The sequence below is a fragment of the Kitasatospora sp. NPDC087861 genome (genome assembly GCF_044742585.1).
Lineage (GTDB): Bacteria > Actinomycetota > Actinomycetes > Streptomycetales > Streptomycetaceae > Kitasatospora.
In genome coordinates, this window is record NZ_JBIUUS010000012.1 from 62988 (window position 1) to 86480 (window position 23493).

At 68.6% G+C, this 23493-nt stretch carries 9 protein-coding genes and 1 pseudogene; 9 read left to right on the forward strand and 1 reads right to left on the reverse strand.

From position 1 onward, the window contains the following. The first annotated feature begins 2 nt into the window (after nt 1–2). From ACIOJE_RS18565 to argS, 3 genes and pseudogenes are all read left to right on the forward strand, one after another. Nucleotides 3–1199, forward strand: a complete 1197-nt coding sequence (locus tag ACIOJE_RS18565) for a hypothetical protein (RefSeq protein WP_400777303.1) — start codon at nt 3–5, stop codon at nt 1197–1199. A gap of 358 nt (nt 1200–1557) precedes the next feature. Continuing rightward, nucleotides 1558–2616 (forward strand): PD-(D/E)XK nuclease family protein, encoded by a 1059-nt coding sequence (locus tag ACIOJE_RS18570; RefSeq protein WP_400777456.1) that lies wholly within the window; start codon nt 1558–1560, stop codon nt 2614–2616. Between the two features lie 27 nt (nt 2617–2643). After that, nucleotides 2644–3258 (forward strand): annotated as a pseudogene (gene argS / locus ACIOJE_RS18575) (arginine--tRNA ligase); the annotation flags it as partial. Nucleotides 3259–3361: 103 nt separating this feature from the next. Here argS and ACIOJE_RS18580 read toward each other — a convergent pair. Then, nucleotides 3362–4675 (reverse strand): PQQ-binding-like beta-propeller repeat protein, encoded by a 1314-nt coding sequence (locus ACIOJE_RS18580; RefSeq protein ID WP_400777304.1) that lies wholly within the window; start codon nt 4673–4675, stop codon nt 3362–3364. 237 nt (nt 4676–4912) lie between these two features. On the opposite strand from ACIOJE_RS18580, the gene pglW reads away from it, so the two are divergent. The 6 genes from pglW to ACIOJE_RS18610 all read left to right on the forward strand — a co-directional run bounded on the left by pglW (nt 4913) and on the right by ACIOJE_RS18610 (nt 23450). Continuing rightward, nucleotides 4913–9349, forward strand: coding sequence for a BREX system serine/threonine kinase PglW (gene pglW, locus ACIOJE_RS18585; protein WP_400777305.1), 4437 nt, complete (start codon nt 4913–4915; stop codon nt 9347–9349). A gap of 139 nt (nt 9350–9488) precedes the next feature. Then, nucleotides 9489–13163, forward strand: coding sequence for a BREX-2 system adenine-specific DNA-methyltransferase PglX (gene pglX / locus ACIOJE_RS18590; RefSeq protein ID WP_400777306.1), 3675 nt, complete (start codon nt 9489–9491; stop codon nt 13161–13163). A gap of 63 nt (nt 13164–13226) precedes the next feature. Further along, nucleotides 13227–17165 carry a DUF6079 family protein gene (locus ACIOJE_RS18595; protein ID WP_400777308.1) on the forward strand — a complete coding sequence of 1313 codons (3939 nt, stop codon included), beginning with the start codon at nt 13227–13229 and terminating at the stop codon, nt 17163–17165. Next, on the forward strand, nt 17165–19939 hold the full coding sequence (gene pglZ, locus ACIOJE_RS18600; protein ID WP_400777309.1) for a BREX-2 system phosphatase PglZ: 2775 nt from the start codon (nt 17165–17167) through the stop codon (nt 19937–19939). The genes ACIOJE_RS18595 and pglZ overlap by 1 nt, the downstream gene beginning before the upstream one ends. Further along, nucleotides 19939–21285, forward strand: a complete 1347-nt coding sequence (gene brxD / locus ACIOJE_RS18605; RefSeq protein ID WP_400777311.1) for a BREX system ATP-binding protein BrxD — start codon at nt 19939–19941, stop codon at nt 21283–21285. Before pglZ ends, brxD begins: the two co-directional genes overlap by 1 nt. Further along, nucleotides 21282–23450, forward strand: coding sequence for a DEAD/DEAH box helicase (locus ACIOJE_RS18610; protein ID WP_400777312.1), 2169 nt, complete (start codon nt 21282–21284; stop codon nt 23448–23450). Before brxD ends, ACIOJE_RS18610 begins: the two co-directional genes overlap by 4 nt. Nucleotides 23451–23493: the final 43 nt, after the last annotated feature.

Consider the following 23493-nt stretch of genomic DNA (forward strand, 5'->3'; position numbering starts at 1 on the left):
CAATGGCCGAGCAGCGTGGCGGGGCGTCAAGGCAGGCGGATCCGTCTGGCCTCGTGCTGGAGTTCCAGCACGCCCACCGTTTGCTGGATCCCGCCGCAGGTGACGTTCACCATTGGCGCGTGACTGTAACCGATGCTGGTCGTGGGCAGGTCGGACTACTGGGCGTCAGTCGTTGCCGACCATGGGGGGTCGGCAACTTCCGTGACCGCCTCAATGACGAGAGTCCGCTGCTCGCCGTAATCGCCTCCGAGCTACTCACGCGGGACGGCGACCCGAACGAGAGGTTCGACGCCGCCGTCGAGATGGCGGTGGGGGACTTCCTCGTGATCGAGCATCTCGATCTGGCCGCGCCATACGACAACCCACTGGTCGCGGCTGCCGTGGTGGCGAGTGCCGCCGACCGGCTCGCCGGTGACTGCGGAACGATCGTGATCCCCCGATCGAGCTTCGTCCTCGAAGGTGGAGAGCTTCTCGAGGGAGCGGGTGCGCTGCTGCAGGGACGCGAGTTCAGCGACCGATTGCGACTGATCGACACTGCGCTCGCCGCCACCGAGGAGGCCAGCCGACAGGTCAGAGAGCGGCTGGGGAGAGGGCGTGCCGAGCGCTGGGAGGAAGAGCCGAACGAGGAGGCTGGCGAGGACAGCTGGCAGCTGAGCGCGCGCACCGCCGCCGTACTGCGGGCAGCTCTGGAAGACCTGTCGCGGCAGGCTTGGGAGGAGGTCGTGGCACTGGGCGACGAGCCCCTGGCCCCTGGGGCTGCTGGCCTGTTCGCGAAGCTGCCGCCGCTGACGTTCCACCGCCACCGTTCCTGGCGCAAGCACATGGCTCGCGCGTTCGATGATCTCCGTGCTGATCTCGATGCAGGGAAGACGCCTTACCCGGGGTGCACTGGCGAGGAGATGGCCCTGCACTTGGCCATTCGGCAGGCCAAGACGCTGCTGCGTGACCGCCCCAACCAGATCACGGATCTTGTGCATGAGCTGCCGGTCAGCGAGGACGACTTCGACTGGGAGGTATGCCTGGACCTCCTGTTCGAGGACCACGATGTCCTCTTGCTGTTCGATCGCGGTCTTGACGGAGTCGAGGACGCCGATAGCGAGATCAGTCAGAAGCTGGGAACCGTGAACCTCAATCCGGATGACTGGTTCGAGCCGTTCGGCGAAGAACGTGATCCACAGCGGGGGTTCCGGCACGAGTGACCTCTCCCACCCGGCTTAGCACGCTGGGTCCTCCGTCTTGGCGCCGCGGTGAGCACGGATGGAGGACCCAGCGGGCCGGGTCAGCGGACGATGTAGAGGCGACGGGCAGGGGTCTCGGGCTCGGGACCCGGAATCGCCGAGGCCGTGTCACGGCCACCGCTGAGGTGGGTGCTCAGCTTGTTGCCGGCCTCGATGTAGTCGGCGTGCGACGGGTGCAGGTAGCGCTGCGTCGTGGTGATCTGCCCGTGGCCAGCGATTCGCTGGAGGACGTGCAGGCGTACTCCGGCGTCGGCGAGCCAGGGACGCCGCCGCGACCGCTTACCCCGACCCGCCGCCGCGCCGCACCGCGCTAGAACTGCTGTACCGCACCGAGCAGGAGTCCGCCCACCGCGACATGCTCGCCTGGCTGTTGGATCCCGCTGGCGACCACGGCCTGGGCACCGCGCTGCTCGCCGCCCTGCTGCGCCGCACCGGCCGCTCCGACCTCGCCGCCCGACCCGGCTTGCCCCGCACCCTGATTGACACCGAGCACGACCTGCCTGCCATCCCCGGAGCCGCCCACCGGCGGGCGGACCTGGTGCTGTGGACCTCCGGTACCGCCGTGGTGGTCGAGCTGAAGGTCAAGTCCTCCGAGCACACCGAGCAGACCGCCGACCTGGCCGCCCACTTCGCCCACCTGCACCGGCCGCACTTCGTCTTCCTCACCCTCACCGGCGAACCGGCCGCTCACTCCGACTTCGTCCCGCTGCGCCTGCGCACCCTCGCCCGCGACCTGCGCACCCACCTGGCCGCCACCCCCGGCGCCGCCCCGCATGCCCATGACTACCTGGCCACCCTGGAGAAGATGCACGCCGTGACCCCCTCGGACGAGGCCCGGGCCCGCTTCTGGATCCGCCATGGCCGGCTGGACTTTACCCGTGCCCGCCGCGCCGCCTTCGAACTCCTGGAGGACCTGCCCGACCGCCTGGACGACGCCCTTGACGCCCTCGCCCCTAAGCTAGGCCCCGACGTCACCCGCACCACCTTCGAGGACTTCGCCCAGGGCCAGCACGCCGATCCCTACCCCGAGCGCGTCGGCCTCCTCACCCGCCCCGCCTGGAACGGACCCACCGCGACCCCGCTGGCCGGCATCGGTTACGGCTTCCGCCCCCTGCTGTTGGCAAACCCCGACCGCATGCTCGACGAGCACCACCCGTTCCACGGCATCTGGCTCACCCCGACCGTCCCCCGCGCCGCCTGGCCCCGCCTCATGCGCCCCGACCACTGGTCGACCTGGGCCGACTGGGACTACCTCGACCTCGCCTTCGAAGACACCGACACCGACCTCCTCGCCCTCTACGCCACCCGCTTCACCCACTGCATCACCGCCCTCTGGCACACCCACGCCGTGGCTCTGGACAAGGCAGTGGCGGGCTAGGGGCGTCCTGGGGAGTGGCTCGCCGATCTCGGCAAGGACGGCAAGCCCTTCAAGACCCGCTCCGGCGAGACCGTCCGCCTCATGGACCTCCTCGACGAAGCCGTCGACCGAGCCCGCACCGTCGTCGCCGAGAAGAGCCCCCAGCTCGCCAGCGAGGAACTCGAAGACCGGGCCAAGCGGGCCGGCATCGGCGCGGTCAAGTACGCAGACCTCTCGACCTCCCGCACCCGCGACTACATCTTCGACGCCGACCGCATGGTCTCCCTCAACGGCGACACCGGCACCTACCTCCAGTACGCCTACGCCCGCATCCAGTCCATCCTGCGCAAGGCCCCCGACGACGTCACCCCGACCGCCCACCAGGACCAGGCCCTGGAGCCGGCCGAACGCGCCCTCGGACTCCTCCTCGACGAGTTCGGCACCACCCTCGACCTCGTTGCCGAGACCTTCGAACCCCACCGCCTCTGCGCCTACCTGCACAGCCTCGCGGCGGCGTACACCACCTTCGACGAACGCTGCCCCGTCCTCAAGGCCCCCAGCCGGGAGGTGATGCAGACCCGGCTGCTGCTCTGCCAGCTCACCGGCCAGACCCTCCGCCAGGGCATGGACCTCCTCGGCATCGGGACGCCGGAGCGCCTGTAGCTGACGAAAGCCTTCGAGTGGGCCGACCGTGATCGGCTCACTCGAAGGCTTTGCGTGTAGTGGCGGGCGCATGGAGTCAGCGGCCTGCTGGGACTCTGTGCCGCTACCCCGTGGAGCGCATCAGACTCATGCTGTGACCTCGGTCCTCGATGCCGACGTAGGCGTTGACGAGGAAGGGAGCCAGCTTCGGGGTTGCCCGGTCGGCACCGGTGCGGGCGTCGAGGATGACATTGCCGTTGGTCGTCCGGCCGTACACCGCTCCATGCCAAACGGCGGTGACCACTGGCACGAGTCGTCCTCCCGGCGTCTCTGTGATCGACCAGAGCCATTTCATCGACGTCGCGTCCAAGGCCGCGATCGAGTGCGTCTGGCCGAAGAGCTGGTCGTTGCAGAGAATGACGGACGTTCCGTCGAAGTCACAGTGCCAGGGGTGCACATACGCTCCTGGCCCCGGGTGGGCGCGGATCGCTCCAGTACGGGCGTCAACGATGACGAACCCATCGGAGGCCGACATCGCGAGCAGGCCGGGGCCGGTGGAGGAGGCGACGGCGTGGCTTTCCGTGTGGACGGCCGACCATCGGGGACTGCCGTCTGATACGCCGTAGCCTGCGAGCTGACGCTCGCCGTACGTCGGAGCCTCGGCGCCGGCCACGATGCCATCGACAAGCTGCATCGCGTGGAAATCCGGCCTGGTCCATCGAAGCTGCCCGGATCCCGCGTCGACCACATAGGTCGTCTCGTCGTCGGACATGACCACGCTCTGGTCGTCCACGGCCACCACCTGCGCCGCCCTGATACCGTCGGCGAGCAGCGAATCGTCGCGGCTCAGAGCTTCCTTGTCCAGAGGCGTTATCACGAGGTCGACCTGAGCGGTCCAGACGGTCTTGCCCGTCGTGGAGTCGGCGGCCAGTACCTCGATCACGTTTCGGCCCCTGCCGGTACCCGTGCCCGGGATGAAACGGGAGAACGCCACGAGCACGGCGTCAACGCCGTGGAAGCGGGCGGGCAGTGGCGCGGCCCTCTCGGACCCGAAGCCGCTCTTCGTAGCGGGAATGGTGCTGCTCGCGCTCCAGAGCGTGTTCCTGGTGACGGCGTCGACGGCTTTCATACCGTCCTCGGTGGTCACGAAGGCGGTCGTGTCCTTCAGCGAGATCGCCGGCCGTTGCCGTGCGGGGCTCGATGTCGAGGGCTGGACGCCCTCGTCGAGTGCGTCCCCCGTGCCGTTGCCGTTGCCGTCGCCGAAGTCGAATGACGTCGGCGGGTCGTATGCCTGGAGATGCCGGGCCGCCGGGGGAATCCCGTCGGCAGACAGGGGAGTTGAACCGCTACAGCCCGACAGCGGGCCAACCAACGTCACCGCCAGGGCGACAGCACCAGCCCATCGCCGATGCCGATAGCGAGCCGCGAAGATCACCATTCCCCCTTTGCTTGATCACCGAAGCAGTGCAGACTGTACCTGACAGTGATCGACGTGCTCCGGAATGCCGCCACCCTGGAAGGACCCACAGCCCCGGGCAGCGAGAACCTGCGGACCGGTTGATCACGGGAAGGACTACACGCCTCCACCTGTCGGCCCTGACCGATAGGGTCAAGGCCGTGGAGGAAGGCCGTGGTTCGTTCGCGGCCGGAAGCAGGGACCAGGGAGGGCGCAGGGGTGTCGGCAGCGGGCAAGGACGGCAACTCGGGGGCACATCGGCCGAAGCCCGCGCCGCCGCGCGTGCAGCGCTGGTTCCAGGAACGCCCCTCCCCGTTCCCGCACGAGCAGGAAGCGCTCGACCACGTCAAGGCGCTGATGCCGCCGGCGGAGCCCTTCCGGGCATGGGCGACCTTCTCGTTCACGGCCTCCTCGGGGCGCGTCAACGAGTGCGACCTGTTCATCCTCGTGCCACGCGGCCTCTTCCTCGTGGAGCTCAAAGCGCACCCGGGGCGTCTCGTCAACAACGGGAGCACCTGGAACTTCCACGGCCCCGACCGGCTCCGCACGATCGACAACCCGCTGCACCTGACCGACCTCAAGTCCAAGGAACTGCGCAGCAAGCTGTCCTGGGCCGCCGGGAAGTTCCACACCGGCGTGCGCATCCCGTGGATCTCCCCGGCGGTGTTCCTGTCCGCCCCGAGCCTGCAATCCGAACTCGACGCCGGCCAGCAGACCAACGTCTACGGCCGCGACGACGGCGCCAGCGGCCTGCCCCGCATCTGGCAGGACTTCCTCGGCCTGCCCCCGCAGCGAGACTCCGAAGCTGCCCGGCGCGAGCGATTCGAGCTGGCGCGGGCCCTGCCCGACCTCATGAAGAGGATCGGCGTCAAGGCATCCACCGCCCACCTGAACTTCGGCGACGGCTGGAACCTCGCCGGGCGCCCTCTGGACGGAGGCCCGACCTGGGAGGACCGCCTTGCCATCCGCGAGCAGCCCATCCGCGAGGAAGGCCGCGTCCGCGTCTACCTGGTGAGCCTCCAGGCAACCGCAGAGACCCGAAACTCGGTCGAACGAGCAGCCCGGCGCGAGTACCAGGTCCTCCAGGGCATCAGCCACCGCGGCATCGCCCAGGCCCGGGAGTTCCGCGACCACCAGGGCGGCCCGGCCATCCTGTTCAACCATCGCGCCGCCGACCTGCGCCTGGACGCCTACCTGGCCACCTACAGCGCCTCGGTGACCCACGAGACCCGGCTGGAGCTGGTACGCCAGATCGCCGACGCGCTGCGCTACGCCCACCAGCGCTCGCTCTACCACCGCGCGCTCGCCGCCCGGTCGGTGTACGTCTCCTGCAAGTCCGACGGGTCCAACCCGGTCGTGCGCATCATCGACTGGCAGGTCGCCGCCCGCGACTTCGACAGCACCTCGCACACCTCTCTCGGCACCCCCAGCGCCGGCGGCGATCACGTCGAGAACGCCGCACAGGTCTACCTGGCGCCGGAGTTCGAGATGGAGTTCGCCGACCCGGTCGACCTGGACATCTTCGGCCTCGGCGCCCTCGCCCACCTGATCCTGGCCGGTGAGCCGCCGGCCGAGCGGCGCAGCGCCATGATCGAGCGGCTGACGAACGACGGCGGACTGCGTCCGTCTGCCGTGTCGGACGCCGTGTCGGAAGAACTCGACGCTCTGGTGTTCCAGGCGACCCGTGCGGACGTGGCCGAACGGCTCGACTCGGTGGACCGGTTCCTGGACGAACTCGACCGAATCGAGCACGCAGCCGCCACGGAAGCGTCGGCACCGGTCGGCGTTGACCCGCTTGCGGCGATGGCGGGGCAGAGCGTCGATGCCGAGTGGATTGTAGAGAAGGTCCTCGGCACCGGTGCCACCGCAAGGGCCCTGCTCGTCCGGCGCGAGGCGGAGGATCTCGGGGGCACGATCCGGGTCGATCGCCGTGTGCTCAAGGTTGCCCTGGACGAGACCCGCGACGACCGCCTGGAATCCGAGGCTGACGTCCTGGCCAAGGTCGGCGGTGGGGCCGTTGTGCGGCTGCTCGACGGTCCGCGCAAGATTCACAACCGGACTGTGCTGGACCTCGAGTACGCCGGCGAGCGCTCACTTGGTGCCCGACTGCGTGGGGACGGGCGCCTGACCTACCACGAGCTGGAGCGATTCAGCAGCGATCTTTTCACTGCCCTCGACCAGCTGGCCGGAAAGGGCGTGTTGCACCGCGACCTCAAGCCGGACAACTTCGGCGTGCTCCAGCGGGCCGACCGGTCCTGGCAGCTGGTGCTCTTCGACTTCTCCCTCGCCGAGGCATCGGAACGGGACGTGAAGGCCGGCACTCGCGGCTACCTTGACCCGTTCCTCGACACACCACGCCGGCCGGTCTTCGACCACCACGCCGAGTACTACGCCGCCGCCGTCACCCTGCACGAGATGGCGTCCGGCGAGCGCCCCCGCTGGGGCGACGAGATGACCGATCCCCGCACCACCGACGACGAGTACCCGGTGATCGCGGAGGATGTCTTCGAGCCTGCACTGAAGGACGGGCTGAAGGCGTTCTTCCGGCGGGCACTCCACCGGGACGCCGATCGCCGCTTCGACACGCTGCGGCAGATGCACGAAGCCTGGCAGGCGGTGTTCGCCAAGGCCGATGCGGTGGCTCCGGACGACGAGGACGACGAGACGGAGGATCTGGAGGCCGCCCGCGACCGCGTCGCCGCGCAGGCCGAAGCGGACACCCTGCTCAAGGACGCCGGCCTCTCACCACGCGCACAGTCGGTGGCCAACTCCTTCGGTGCGACCACAGTCGGCGAGCTTCTCAACGTGCCGCTGCACCAGATCGCCCGTGCCCGAGGTGCCGGTGCGGTGATCCGCAAGGAACTCAACCGACGGCACAAGCAGTGGACGGCGAGGCTCCGAAAGGCCGTCGCGCCCGGCCCGAAGTCGACAGGAGGCTCAGGGACCGCGGCCGTGGAGCCGCAGGTGGACCTGGCAAATCTGCCGGCGGACATCGCCGCCCGCGCGAGCATCGACGAACTTGCCGCTCACCTCGACCCCGGGCCGGCCAGCAAGGGGTCGCGCAAGCGCGACGTCATCCGGCTCACGCTCGGCCTGCCCGGCGCAGATGGCGAGCTCTCCACACTGCCGGTCTGGTGCTCGCAGACGGACATCGCCAAGGCACTACCCACCTCGCAGGCGACCGTCTCGCGGAGCCATGTGGCTGCGATCCAGTCCTGGGCGGCAGATCCTGTGCTGGCGACGCTGCGGGAGGAAATCGTCGTCTTCGTCACCGGGGCAGGGCGCGTTGTCACCGCGCAGGAAGTGGCAACCGACCTGCGGATCCGCAAGGGTGTGCGGGAAGAGGACCCACAGCGTGCGGAGGTGCTCGCGCTCGCCGTGGTCCGCGCGGCTGTCGAGGCAGAAGCCTGGCCGCAGGACAAGGACGATGACGGACAGCCGCGGCTCGCGGTGCTTCGGCGCAGCGGCCGGGTCTTCATCGCGTGCGAATCCCTGGCGGGGACCAACGACCCCAGCGCGCCTGAACTCGCCGACTACGCTCGGTCGCTCGGACAGCAGGCGGACCGGCTCGCGCTGACCGAGCCGCTGCCGGACCGTGCCGTCGTGATTCGCGACCTGCGATCCGTGCCGGTGCCGTCGGGCATGACCCCCCTGTCGGACGGTCGCATGGTGGCGCTCGCGTCGGCCGCCGCTCAGGACGCCCTGTACTCCCCGCGCCTGGAGCTCTACCCGAGGGGCCTGGGCCTCGGGTCGGCGATCCGAATCTCGCAGGCCGCCGCCGGCGTCCGGCGCGACCGGGGCGCGACCGCGGAGGAACTCCTCGCCAAGGTGCGGCTTCGCTTCCCCGATCTGGATCTGGGCGAGCCGACGGCGGTCGAGCTGGAAGAGGCCCTGAAGGAGGCACTCCAGAACGCCGGATTCGTCCTCGAATACGACAGGGAGACCAAGCGCTTCCGCGCCCCGGTTCCGGAGGGCGTTCGCTCAATGACCGCCTCGGCGACCGCGACCACACTGTTCCCGGGCGCGGCAGGCGTGGCTGCAGCATCGGCGGCGGCCGGACGAGACCCGAAGCTACTCCTCGGAGCCAAGCTGGAGGACGCCCTGCGCCGCGGAGGCTTCCTTGCCCTGACCCTTCGAGGCAAGCACCTTCCCGGGGCAGCAGACCTCATTGCCCAGACATTTGGCGTGGAGCCGGTCTCGCTGGGCGGGCTCTTCCTTCGGGAATTCCGCGCCCTCGCGGCCCAGCACGGCACCGAGTGGGAACGAGTCCTGACCATCGACACCAAGTTCACCGAGTCCGGAGAACTGCCGCGAGGGCTCGCGTCGTACGTCAAGGGCGCATGGTCCCGAGTGGGTGAGCACCTGCGTGAGCGAGTCGAGACAGCTGGGTCGACGAACGTGCTCTTCCTCCACGACGCGGGTCTGGTTGCCCGATACCAGGACGCCGGCGGGCGGGAATTGCTGGTCACCCTGCAGAACGCGGCCCGCCGGGAGGCAGACGCCCCGCACGGGCTGTGGCTGCTCTGCCCGCAGGAGGCGCCGCACGAGACCCCGCAGCTGGACGGCATGATCGTCGAGGTACTTGGCGAGGCCGAGCGAGCAGTTCTGATCAAGGACTTCCTGGATGAGCTCCGAGCGCGGAGTGCTGCCGCCTGACGATATGCGCCTCCTCCGGACCCGACCTTCGGAACGGCCGATCGTTCGGGTGCGCTGAAATGGCAAAATGGGGAACCGCACGGTCCGCCTGGACCGACGGATGGACGGACAAGGGACGGGCGCTGTGACGGGTCGGGGAGTGGACCAGAACGAGCTGCTGAAGGACCTGCGTAAGCAGGTGGCGGCTCTGGAGGACGACCTGCGAGAGCGCAGCCAGGACGTACCCGAGTTCGCGGCGACGCTGGACGATGAGTACCAGCGTGCCCGGGCGGCTGAGCGCACGGCCGCGACGTACGAGAGCTGGCGCGAGGAGCGGATCACGCAGGCTGCCGTCGCCTGGGTGCTCGGCACGGTCTTCGTCCGCTTCTGTGAGGACAACGGGCTGATCGAATGGCCCTGGATCGCTGGCCCCGGGGAGCGGCTGGCGATCGCGGAGGAACGCCACGAGGCGTACTTCCGGGAGAACCCGGAACAGAACGACCGCGACTGGCTCGTCGCGGCGTTCGATCACCTCGCGGCGGCGAACGAGACGGCAGGAGGGCTCTTCGACCGCAACCACAACCCGCTGTGGGGGCTCACACCGAGCTATGAGGCGGCGCGGGCCCTGCTGGCGTTCTGGCGGCGCAGAGGCGACGACGGGGAGGCGGTCCACCTCTTCGAGAATGAGGACTGGGACACCAGGTTCCTGGGCGACCTGTACCAGAACCTCAGCGAGCACGCGCGGAAGACCTATGCGCTGCTGCAGACCCCTGAGTTCGTGGAGGAGTTCATCCTCGACCTCACGCTCGAGCCAGCGGTAGAGGAGTTCGGGCTCTGGCCCGAGCTGACCATCCGCGAGAGCGAGTCGCGCGTCGTTGAGCGGCGGGGACTGCGGACGATCGACCCGGCGTGTGGCAGCGGGCACTTCCTGCTGGGCATGTTCCAGCGGCTGCTGGCGAAGTATCGGGAAGAAGCCGGCCCCGGCATCGACGACTGGGCGAACGTGCGGGCCGCACTTGAAGCGGTGCACGGTTGTGACAAGAACCCGTTCGCGGTCAGCATCGCCCGGTTCCGGTTGCTGGTTGCGGCGCTGAAGGAGGCCGGTGTCCAGCGGCTGGATCAGGCACCGAAGTTCCCGATCAACGTTGCGGTAGGCGACTCACTGCTGCATGGACGAGGCGTCGGCAGGCGCAAGCAGAAGGGGAAGTCGGAGGACGACCTGTTCTCTGCCATGGGGGTGGCCGACGACGAAGGCGACGATTCGGAGGGGGCGTTCGCCTACTCGACCGAGGACGTGGCCGAATTCGTCCGCAGCTGTGATTTGTTGGGTCGGCACTCGTACCACGTGGTTGTGGGAAATCCCCCATACATCACGGTCAAGGATAAGCAAGAAAACGAGACCTATCGAGGAATCTACGACGCTTGCGCCGGGACGTATGCGCTGTCCGTGCCGTTTGCGCAACGAATCTTCGAGTTGGCCACGCGGGATGGTCGGGGATTCACTGGCCAGATCACTGCAAACTCCTTCATGAAGCGCGAGTTCGGGAAAAGACTCATTGAGGAATTCTTCCGCACAGTGAAGCTCACGCATGTGATTGACACGTCGGGCGCATTCATCCCTGGCCATGGAACCCCGACCGTGATCCTTATTGGCCGCAATACGGATCGGGGTTGGATAGACCCTGTTCGATCAGTGATGGGCGTACGCGGGGAACCTGGGCAGCCTACGGTTGCTTCGGACGGCTTTGTTTGGCGTGCGATTTCAGAGCATACTCAAGGGCCGCCAATCGAAACAGATTGGGTAATCGCTGAGGATGTCTCGAGGGGTCGGTTTACTGTGCACCCCTGGACGCTCGGCGGCGGGGTCGCAGCTGACGTTATGAAGAGCGTCGGGCGGTCGAGTGAAACCCTCTTTAAGGTGATTAATCCACCTATTGGGCGTGCAGTTCGGATCGGCTCCGACGAGGCATTTAGTCGGCCGAATAGGTCGGTGGTTGGCGTACGGGCTCCGCTTGAGGCGCTGCGACCGATTGTGCGTGGCGAGAACGTTCGAGACTGGAATGTATCCGGTCTCGGGTTGATCTGGTATCCGTACCTCGCAGACGGTTCAGTTCGCGAGGATCTTAGGGACGAGCTCTGGCCGCTACGGGCGCACTTGGCTGCGCGTAGGACTTTCCAGGGAGTCATGGAAGACGCTGGCCGTGCTTGGTGGGAGTATATGCAGCACACTCGATCGGCCTACGCAACCCCGCTCTCCATCGTATTCTCGAATGTGGCCACTCACCTGCACTTTTCTCTTGACCGGGGCGGTAAGGTTTTCGACGCCCACGCGCCGGTGATCAAACTTCCCGAGGGGGCAGCGGAGGAGGCCCATCTGGCGCTTCTTGGATTGCTAAATTCATCGACGGCCTGCTTCTGGCTGAAGCAGGTGTGTCACGATAAGGGTAGTCAGTCGGGGACTGGCGGCTTCATGCATGACGAGTGGGAGCGCTTTTACGAATTCACGGGGGCCAAGCTCCAGGAATTCCCCATTCCGGCCGCAGCTGACGGTCCATTTGGCGCTAAGCTTGACTCGCTCGGGCGGGCTCTCGCGGCACTTGAGCCTGCTGCTTTGATTAATGCCTCAGCTGCAACCGAACGAATTAATCTCGATGCAGCTCGGGATGCCTATCTCTCGATGCGACACCGCATGATTGCGTTGCAGGAAGAGCTGGACTGGCATGTTTACGGCTCGTACAGCCTCCTCGCCGATGCTGAGGTTGCGTCTCTAACCACCCCTGACCTTGATGAGGTCCCTGAAGTGGCTCTTGGCGAGCGGTCTTTTGAGATCGTGCTCGCGCGCAGGGTGGCTGCTGGCGAGGCCCAGACCGTTTGGTTCAACCGGCACAACTCCACCCCCATTACGGAAATTCCTTACCGCTGGCCTGAGTGGTATCGCGCGATCGTGCAGCGCCGAATCGACATTATCGAGAAGCGTCGCGACATTGCGCTGATCGAGCGTCCGGAATACAAGCGTCGCTGGTCGTCGCAAACCTGGGAAAAGAAGGAGGCCGAGGCCCTCCAGGCGTGGTTGCTGGATCGTTGTGAGCGCGAGGATCTGTGGTTCCACAATCGCGACGGAATGCGCCAGCCGCGTACGCTTACCCCGGCTCAGCTGGCGGATCTGCTCGCCAACGATGCCGACATTCATGCTGTTGCTGAACTCTATGCTTCGGATCACCTCGGTAAGCCAGACCTTCGGCTTGCTGATGTGCTGCGCGAGATCGTTACCGACGAGCACGTGCCCTACCTTGGCGCCCTTCGGTATAAGGACCCCGGTCTCCGTAAGCGTGAGCAATGGGAGAAGGTCTGGGATCAGCAGCGTGAAGAGGATCGGACCGGGGAACGGTTGGATATCACTGCCCCTCCGAAGTACTCAGGTGCGGACTTCCGGAAGCAGTCGTACTGGTCGAACCGGGGCAAGCTCGATGTGCCGAAGGAGCGGTTCATCTCCTACCCGGATGCTGGACCGGAGGCCGACCCCAAGCTGGTTCTCGGCTGGGCCGGTTGGGACCATCGGGACCAGGCGCAGGCCATCATCAACCTGGCTACCGACCGGGTGGAGCGGGACAACTGGCAGGGTGAGCAGCTGACTCCGCTTCTCGCTGGGATGTTGGAGCTGCTGCCTTGGTTGAAGCAGTGGCACGGTGAGTTCGATCCCGAGTGGGAGGGGGTTCCCGCGACCGACTGCCAGGAGTGGCTGGAGGCCCAGCAGCGTGAGCACGGCGTCACGACGGATGCGTTGCTCTCTTGGCGTCCGTCTGCGCCCAAACGCGGCAGGGCCGCGGCCAAGTAACGTGCAGCCATTGCACGATCGCACACCGACATGAATTCCACGACGAAGGGACCGCGACCCGCGATGTCCAGCACTGAGCTCTTCCTCCGGGACGTCCTGGACATCCCCGACGCGGTCCTCGCCGGCAAGTTCAAGGTCGAGCTGTCCGGCGGGTTCGAGGAGACCCAGCGTCTGGTCGACGAGTACGTCGTCACCGATCAGCTGAAGGAAGCCTTCGGCAAGGCGCTCACTCTCGTCCGCAGCTCGGTTCGCGACGGTTCGTCGAACGCCGCGTACCTGCACGGCTCGTTCGGCTCGGGTAAGAGCCACTTCATGTCGGTGCTCCACGCGGTGCTCAACAACGAGCCGGCTGCCCGTTCCAAGCCGCGTCTGCAGGAGGTCATCGCCGAGCACGACGACTGGTTGCGCGACCGCCGGTTCCTCATGGTGCCGTACCACCTCGTCGGCGCCGCTGACCTGGACTCCGCGCTGCTCGGCGGCTACGTCCGGGCGATCCGCCGCATAGACCCGAATGCGCCGACGCCGCCGGTCTATCGGGCCGACGCGATGCTGGACGACGCCCGCTACAACCGCAGCATTGAGGGCGACGACCTGTTCATCCGCAAGCTCGGGGACCGCGCTGTCAGCGGCGGCACGTGCCAGCCCAGCGCCGCGGACGAGGACGACCTGGTCCCGCTGGAGGAAGCCGGGGCCCCCTCCACCGGCTGGACCAGCGCGGACCTGGACCGCGCGTTTGCGGCTCCGCCCGGCGACCCGCTGCGCGAGGCGCTCGTCTCCGCGTTGCTCAGCGGACCGATGAAGTCCTACGCTCGCGGCGCCAGCGGTGACGCGAACGCCTTCATCCCTCTCGAGGACGGCCTGTCCGTCATCAGCCGGCACGCCAAGTCGCTCGGGTACGACGGCATCGTGCTGTTCCTGGACGAGCTGGTCCTCTGGCTCCAGGCCAGGATGAGCGACCAGGACTTCGTGAAGACCGAGGTCGGCAAGCTCGTCAAGATCATCGAGTCGGGGGTGGCGGACCGGCCGGTGCCGATCGTCTCCTTCGTCTCGCGGCAGAGGAATCTGTCCCAGCTCGTCGGTGAGGACGTCACCGGCGCCGAGGTGAAGAACCTGGAGTCCCAGGTCGGCTACCTCGCCCAGCGTTTCGACGTGATCAACTTGGAGGACCGGAACCTCCCGGCGATCATCAAGGAGCGCGTGCTCAAGCCCCGCTCCCCGGAGGCACGGGACGCCCTGGACACGGCCTTTGCCGACTTCGAACAGGCGAACGCACGGGTCAAGGACGCTCTGCTCGACTCGCAGGGTGCGACTCAGGCGGACTGGTCGGACTTCCGCGACGTGTACCCGCTGACGCCGGCCCTGCTGAACGTCCTGGTCGCGCTGTCAGGTGCGCTCCAGCGCGAGCGGACCGGTCTGAAGCTGCTCCAGGACCTGCTGTGGCGGCGACGCGAGGACATGAAGGTCGGCCAGATCATCCCGCTGGGAGATTTGTGGGATGTCCTGGCCGGCGGCATGGGCGATGCGTTCACCGAGAAGCTCCGCAAGGAGGGCGGGCAGGCCAACCGGTTCTACGACAAGGTCCGCGCCTGGATGGTGGAGCGCTACCAGGGGGAGGAGAGCGCGGACTTCCGAGCCACCGACCGGCTGGTCAAGACGCTCCTGCTGGCCTACCTGACTCCCGAGGTTCCGGCTCTGGCCCGGTTGACCGCGCGTCGTCTCGCGGACCTCAACCACGGTTCCGTCAAGCGCACGCGGACGATCACCGACGACAAGGTGGCCCTGGCGCGCCTGGAGGAGCTGCAGGGCGAGTTCGGCGGGGAGCTGCGTTCGGACGGCGGCAACGACCCGGTCTTTGCGCTGCATCTGTCCGACCTTGACGTCGAGCCGCTGCTGGACGCCGTCGGCGAGGTCGACCGGGTGAGCGCACGGCGCGTCTGGATCAAGGAGACCCTCTGGAACGCGCTGGAAATCAAGGACACCGAGGGGTTCGTCTGCGAGCACGAGATCGTGTGGCGCGGCACCAAGCGCACCGCCGAGTTCGTCTTCGGCAACGTCCGTGACGCCCAGGAGATCCCGGACGACCACTTCATCCCCTCGGTGGACGGGCGGGTGCGCTTCGTCATCGACTACCCGTTCGACGTCGCCGGCCAGTACCCGAGCAACGACGCCGCGCGGGTCCGTCAGCTGCTGCGGGACGAGCGGCACCGCCAGCCCACCGTGGTGTGGCTTCCGGCGCACCTCTCGCGTCAGCGTGCCGGCCAGCTCGGGCGACTCCTGAAGATCAACTACGTGCTGGAGCGGGAGCGCCTCGACGACCTTGCGGTCAACTACTCCGCCGAGGACCGCATCCGCATGCGCCACCAGCTCCAGGCGCAGCGGGACAACCTCACCTCCCAGCTCACCGTCACGCTGGGCCAGCTGTACGGCATCAGCCGCCTGGACGAGGCCAACGCCGGAGCACCGGTGGGGGAGGACGGCCACCTGCTGTCGATGCTGCCTGGCCACCGGCCCCGGCTGGAAGCCGCCGCCGGCTTCAAGGGCAACATGCTCCGGATCGCCGACGGTGTCTTCCAGGAGCTGTATCCCAAGCATCCCAACTTCGACCCGTCCGGCAACCGCAAGGCGATCACTCCGGCCGAGCTGAAGGCCGTGCTCGGCTGGATCACCAAGGCCATGGAGGACGGCTCCGGGCGTGTGGAGCTTGACCGCGGGCAGATGGCCGTCGTCAAGAAGATCGTGCACCCGCTGGAGCTAGGGGAGGTCCACGATGGTCCGCTGACCCTGAGCACTGAGTGGCGTCGGCGGATCGACCAGTACGCCGCCCAGCAGCAGATCACGGGCGAGTACAAGGTGGAGGACATCCGCCAGTGGATCGCCAAGCTCGGCTGGACCGGGTTGGACAAGCAGGTGAGCAGTCTGCTGATCGCCACCTACGCGCTGCTGGCCGACCGTTCCTGGGTCTACAACGGCAAGCCCGAGCCGGTGGCGCCGCCCCTGCAGTCGATCGGGGCTGGCCATGTCCTGCGGGCCCAGGAGAAGCCCACCGAGGCCGAGTTCGCCACCGCGCGGGACCGTGCGGCGGCGCTGTTCGGCGTCTCCGGGGTGCCGCCGGTGCTGTTCGCCCGCAACGTCGCGAAGCTCGCGGCAGCGGTGCGTGCGAAGGCCGAGGCAGTGGAGCCGGCCGTCGAAGGGGTGCGCAGCTCCCTCGGCAAGCCGCAGCACGCCACCGCGCTGGGCCTTGGCGATTCGCGTGCGCCCCGTCTGCTGGCGGCTCGGCATGCCGCGGACCTTGTTCAGCGGCTGACGCGGCACCAGGACGACACCCCGCTGGTCAAGGAACTCGCCGCAGTCGCGTACGACATCACCGATCAGGAGCTGGGCGCCGCTGTCGGCTCGGCGGAGACCGTTCTCAAGGCGCTCGACCGTACGCAGTGGGATCTGCTGGAGAGCGTGCGCGAGTACACCGGACGGACCGACGGGATCGGCGACCGCGCGCAGCGACTGATCGCCGAGGTGGAACGTGCCGCTCACGAGGACGAGTTCGCCCGTCAGCTCGCGCCGGTCCTGGACAAGATCCAGCCGCAGTCCCTGGCGCTGATCCGGGATGCGGCCCGGCTGGCCGCTGTCGCCGCACCGGTGGCACCGCCCGCAGCGCCGGTGCCGTCGCCGACGCAGGAGGAGCCGCCGACCGAGGCCGGCCAGGTCAGCCTGACCTTCCACGGCCAGCCGCCCCTGCCCACCTCGCCCGGCGAGCCGAGCACGCCCGTTGTTCCCGCCGACACCACCGCTGCGGCTGGTCCTGCAGCAGCTGTGCCGCGCCGCTCCACTCGCAGGGTGGCAGCCCGGGCCGGGGAGACCGCGTTCGAACGAGCCCTGGCGGATCTGCTGGGCGAGATCCGGGAGTTCGCCGCCACCAACCCCGATACGGAGATCGAGATCGGGTGGAAGCCCGCGGATGAGCCCGGAGCGGGCGGTACCGTGCGCGAAGGGACGGCGCAGTGATGTCGGCCCAGCCACCCCTGGTGAACCGCCGGGTCATCGAGGCACTTCTGCGTCTGGAGCTTCCCAACGAGCCGGACCGCCGGCTCGTCCTGGTCCACGGCCGGTACGAGACCGGCGCGGCTGCCGAGTTCACCGCCTCGCTGGCTGAGGACAAGCGCCGGATCGAGGTCGTGGAGCAGCACTCCGTCCTCGGTATCTCCGACGCCTGGCACCGTCACCAGGAAGATGCCACGGGCCCGGGTTCGGTGCTTGTGGTCACCACCACGGTCGAGGACGAGCAGCTCGGCTGGGACGTGCTCGGCCACGCCCTGCGCCGCCAGGTCCTCAGCGTCGACCGGGCGGAGATCGTCCGGCTGCGATTCGGCGCCACCGGTCTTGACCCGCGCATCCGCGCGGAATCCTGGCTGGTGAACGCCCTTGTCGAAGCAGAGCCCCACGGTGGTTGGCCGCGGCTCGGCTCCGTGCTCACGTTGGATGCGGCGATGCGCGCACTCGTCGAGGCCAGGCTTTCGATCAGCCAGGCATCCCCCGACGCGGCCGGCACCCGGGGAGATGGTCGTCGCGACACCCCGCTGGACGCCGACACCCTGCTGGCCTGGTCCCGCAGTCCCTTCGGGCCCGCCGCCTATGCGGCACTGGCCAAGGACGAGCAGCAGGGGATCCGGGACTGGCTGACCAAGGTCGCCGGCAACGCGGCGTCGCTGCTGCTGGACCTGTGCGCCGCCGGCCGCGGACAGGAAGCCATGGCCCTCGGGGTCGTCGGCTCCGTGGTGGCAGGCCCTGCCCCATCAGCGGAGACCGGCCTCGCGCTCGGCGGGCTGTTCGGAACCATCCGGCCCAAGCCCGCCGATCTGCGTCCCTTCACCCTCGCGGTCGAGGGAACCCTGATCCGCTGGCTGCTGCAGGCCGAGCAGGCGGGACCGGAGCAGTACGCGGCTCACAACCGGGGCCGGGAAGTTCTCGATCAGGCGGACCGGCTGGCCCAGGAAGCCGGCCTGACCGAAGCCCTCGCGGGCAACGCGTACCTGCCCTCCGGGTTCCAGGCCCGCCTCAACGCACTCGCTGCTGTCCTCGACACCTCCGGCCCCCGCACACGCGACCTCGCCGCAGCTGAGGCCGCCCTTGAGGAACTGCGCCGCCACCACCTCGCGGGCCTGCTGCGCCCGCGTGTCCGTACGGCCGAAGCTGCGGTGCGCTTGGCTCGCTGGCTGGCCGGCTCGCAGTCGACCATCACGTCCGTGGCGGACGCGGTCGAGCAGCACCTCGCCGACTGGGGCTGGGTGGATGCCGCCCTGACCGTCTTGTGGGCCGGCGATGCCGATGCCCAGGAACCGGTCAGTGCCGCCTACCACAGCGTCTACCACGCTGCTCGTGGGCGGCGCGCGGTGATCGACGAGGTATTCGCCCGGTACCTGCGTGAATGGACGCGCACCGCGACCGGCCAGACGCCGGCCGGGGCGCTTCCGGTCGAGAACGTGCTCGACACCATCGCTGTCAAGCTCGCCGGAAAGTCGGGCCGGGCACCGCTGATCCTGCTGGTCGACGGGATGAGCAGCGAGGTCGCGGTCGGCTTCGGCGAAGAACTCGCCCGTCGCGGCTGGCTGGAGACCGGCCCCAGACGGGGCCGCCGCACGGCCGCAGTCGCCGCGATCCCCTCACTCACCCGCATCAGCCGGGCCTCACTCCTCACCGGCAGCCTCACCCAGGGCGGCCAGTCCGTGGAGAAGCCCGGCTTCGAAGCGTTCTGGGCCCGGCAGCGCCGGTCAGGTGTGCTCTTCCACAAGGCGGACATAGGAGGTGCGGCCGGCCGGCGGCTCTCCGACACGCTGCAGCGCGAGCTGGCCGGCGAAGCGGTCGTCGGCGTCGTGCTGAACACCGTCGACGACTCACTCGATCACGCGGCCCAGGGCGACCGCACACGGTGGCGCCTCGCCGACGTGACTTACCTGGACGAGCTCCTCGCCGCTGCACGGCTCTACAGCCGACCCGTCGTCATCGTCGCCGACCACGGCCACGTCCTCGAGCGGGGCGAAGGACTCGACGCCCCGGCAGCCGCCGGGAACGTGAGCGCCGCGCGCTGGCGCCTCGGCGAACCGGGATCCGGCGAAGTCCTGCTCACCGGACCGCGCGTCCTCGAAGGCGATGGCCGCATCGTCGCGCCATGGCGCGAGGACATCCGCTACACGCCCCGCAAGGCGGGCTACCACGGCGGAGCCTCCCTCGCCGAGATGACCGTTCCGGTCCTGACGCTGCTGCCCGTGGACGCGGACCCGCCCAAGGACTGGCACCTCCTCGCACCGGAGGACGTCACCCCGTCCTGGTGGAACGCTGGCGGCCCTACCCGCGATGCGGCACGCGTCGCCGAGCAGACAGACACGTCGTCGACCCCGGCCAAGCCCACGGATGGCCAGGAACTCGTGGAGGAGACGCGCGAAGCCGCAGTGACGAGCACCCCGGCACACGGCCCTTCCTTCGGGACGAAGCTGGTGGCGTCCGAGACCTTCCGTTTCCAGCGGAAGTTCGTCCGCAGGTCGCTCGAGCCCGCGGTCATGGCCGCCGTCGTCGACGCCCTTGTGGCAGCGGACGGCGTCCTGTCCCTGACCGCGGTGGCGGCGGCAGCGGGCAAGGCCGGCCGAAACGCAGACGGCTTCGCCGCCACACTGCAACGACTCATGAACGTAGAGGGCTACCCCGTGCTGGAATTCAGCGACAACGGAACCAGGCTGCGGCTCAACGTGCCGCTCGCCGCTGAGCAGTTCCAGGTGGACAGCTGATGAGCACTGACCAGTCCGCATCCATGGGACACGCGGCTTCGGTGAGCGCGGCCCGCCGCCGCGATGTGATCGATGCCCTGCGCCGCGGCACCGTGCCCCAGTTCGGGCTCGACCTCTTCGCCGTCGGCCTCGACCGCTTCGAACGCGCCCTCGACGACGACCTGACCGTCGTCACCCGAGGCGGCGCCGCCTTCCACGCCGTCCGCGGCGACTACGGCTCCGGCAAGACCTTCTTTGCCCGCTGGCTCGCCGAGCGGGCCAAGCGCATGGGCCTGGCCACCGCCGAGATCCAGATCTCCGAGACTGAGACCCCGCTCCACCGGCTGGAGACGGTCTACCGACGCCTGACCGAACGCCTGTCCACCGCGAGCCACGCCCCGAGCGCCCTGCGCGCCATCGTCGACTCCTGGTTCTACACGCTCGAAGAGGAAGTCCTCGACGCCGGAGACGTACCCGAGGACGACACCGAAGCCCTCGGCAAGGCCGTCGACGCGCTCATGGAGTCCCGCCTCGCCGACGTCGCCCGTACTACCCCCGCGTTCGCAGCAGCCCTGCGCGGCTACCGCCACGCCAAGGCCGCAGGCGACGCCGCAACGGCCGAGGCGCTCATCGCCTGGCTCGGAGGCCAAAAGTCCGTGGCCGCCAGCGCCCGCCGGACCGCCGGCGTCCGCGGAGACCTCGACCACTTCGCCGCCCTCGGCTTCCTCCAGGGCCTGCTGACCGTCCTGCGCGACTGCGGACACCCCGGCCTGCTGCTCGTCCTCGACGAGATCGAGACCCTCCAGCGCGTACGAGGCGACGTCCGGGAGAAGGGCCTCAACGCCCTTCGGCAGCTCCTGGACGAGATCGACGCCGGCCGCTTCCCCGGCCTGTTCCTGATGATCACCGGCACGCCCGCGTTCTACGACGGACAGCAGGGCGTGCAGAGGCTTCCGCCGCTGGCACAGCGCCTGGCCACCGACTTCACGACCGACCCGCGCTTCGACTCGCCCCGCGCGGTCCAACTGCGCCTCGCCGGCTTCGACCTGGAGCGCCTCGGTGAACTCGGCCGCAGCGTGCGGGACCTCTACGCCGGAGCTGCCCGCAACCCGGACCGGGTCGCCGAACTCGTAGATAACGCCTACATCGCCGAACTCGCCACCGCCGTCACCGGAGGGCTCGGCGGCCAGGTCGGCATCGCCCCGCGCGTCTTCCTGCGCAAACTCGTCGCCGACGTCCTCGACCGGGTCGACGAGTTCGACGACTTCGACCCGCGCCGGCACTACGCCCTCACCCTCTCCTCGGCGGAGCTGAGCGAAGCCGAACGCAGCGCTGCCTCCGCGGGCGACATCGAGCTCGACCTATGAGCGACGCCCACACACCTTCCGGCTCAGGGGCCGGGACGGCCGCCCTGTCCCGGCTCCAGCCCGCTCTCGTCCACCACATCGTCAACTCCCTCGGCTGGCGCGAACTCCGTCCCCTCCAGCAGGAGGCCATCGCCCCGCTACTCGACGGATCGGACGCGGTCCTGCTCGCCCCCACCGCCGGCGGCAAGACCGAAGCAGCCTCGTTCCCCCTGCTGTCCGCCATGGAACAGCAACGCTGGACCGGCCTGTCGGTGCTGTACGTGTGCCCGCTCAAGGCCCTGCTGAACAACCTCCTGCCCCGCCTCGAAACGTACGCCGGATGGCTCGGACGGCGTGCGGCACTCTGGCACGGCGACATCCCCCAGACCGCGCGCCGGCGCATCCTCACCGACCCGCCGGACATCCTGCTCACCACGCCCGAGTCGATCGAGGCCATGCTGGTGAGCACCAAGGTCGACCAACACCGCCTCTTCGCCGACCTCCGGACCATCGTCGTCGACGAGGTCCACGCGTTCGCCGGCGACGACCGCGGCTGGCACCTGCTCGCCGTCCTCGAACGTCTCCAGCACCTGGCCGGACGGCCCATCCAACGCGTCGGCCTGTCCGCCACGGTCGGCAACCCCAGCGACCTCCTCCACTGGCTGCAAGGCTCGGGCCGCGGCCAGCGCCCCGCCCAGGTCGTCGCCCCCGGCGTCGATCTCGCCCCACGGGCCGTCGCCGACGCCACTACGGTCACGCCACCGGGAGACATCGAACTCGACTACGTCGGATCAACCGCCAACGCGGCCAAGGTCATCGCCGCCCTCCACCGAGGCGAGAAGCGGCTGGTCTTCTGCGACTCCCGGCAGCTCGTCGAAGAACTCGGCGCTGCACTCCGAGCCGCAGGCGTCACCACCTTCCTCTCCCACGCCTCCCTCTCCCTCGACGAACGACGCCGCGCCGAAGCCGCCTTCGCCGAGGCCCGCGACTGCGTCATCGTCTCCACCAGCACCCTCGAACTCGGCATCGACGTCGGAGACCTCGACCGCGTCATCCAGATCGACGCCCCCACCACCGTCGCCTCCTTCCTCCAGCGCATCGGCCGCACCGGACGCCGCACAGGCTCCAACCGCAACTGCCTCTTCCTCGCCCGCAGCCGCGAGGCACTCCTGAGCGCCTCGGCACTGCTCGTCCTGTGGGGCCGCGGCTACATCGAACCGGTCACCGCCCCGCCCGAGCCCCGACACATCGTCGGCCAGCAACTCCTGGCCCTCAGCCTGCAAGAGCACAAGATCGCCCAAGGACTCTGGAACCAGAGTTGGAACGGCCTCCCGCCGTTCGACCGCAGCGCCGAACCCATCCTGCGGCACCTGGTGAACGACGGCTTCCTCGACCAGGACGGCGAGCTGCTGTTCATCGGCCCGGCCGCCGAGGAGAAGTTCGGCCGCCGCCACTTCATGGGCATCACCGCCGTCTTCACCGCACCACCCGAATTCACCGTCCTCGCCGGCCGCCAGGAGATCGGCCGCACCGACCCCATGCTCCTCACCGAGAAGATCGACGGCCCCAGAGTCCTGCTGCTCGGCGGCCGGAGCTGGAAGGTCACCTGGATCGACTGGACCAGACGCCGCTGCTACGTCGAACCCTCGGACCTCGCCGGCCGCGCCCGCTGGTTCGGCACCGGCTACAGCGGCACCTCCTACGCTCTCAACCAGTCCGCCCGCGACGTGCTGCTCGGAGCCGACCCGCCGGTCAAACTCACCCGCCGAGCCACCCAGCAACTCGCGCACGTCCGCGAGCAGAACGTCGACACCGTCCACCCCGGCGGCACCGTCATCACCCGAGCCGGCGACGACATCCGCTGGTGGACCTGGGCCGGCTACCGTGCCAACGCCACCCTCACCGCCACTCTGGCCGGCCTCACCGACGAACGCCAGCGCTTCTCCGACGAATACCTGCGCCTACGTACCGACCTCACCCCGCAGATGTGGAAGGCCGGAGCGGCGGACGCCGCCTCACGCCTGTGCCTGCCCGACATCGACGTGAAAGCCATGCGCGGCCTGAAATTCCACGAGGCACTCCCGGAGCGCTTGGCCATGGCCACCCTCGCCACAAGGCTCGCAGACCTTGATTCGGCAACGATCGTTCTGTCCGAGCCAGTCAGGTTCACGATCAGAGCAGAGTGAGAACCATCGACCTGTGCGACTGAGCCAGTCACCGGACACACCC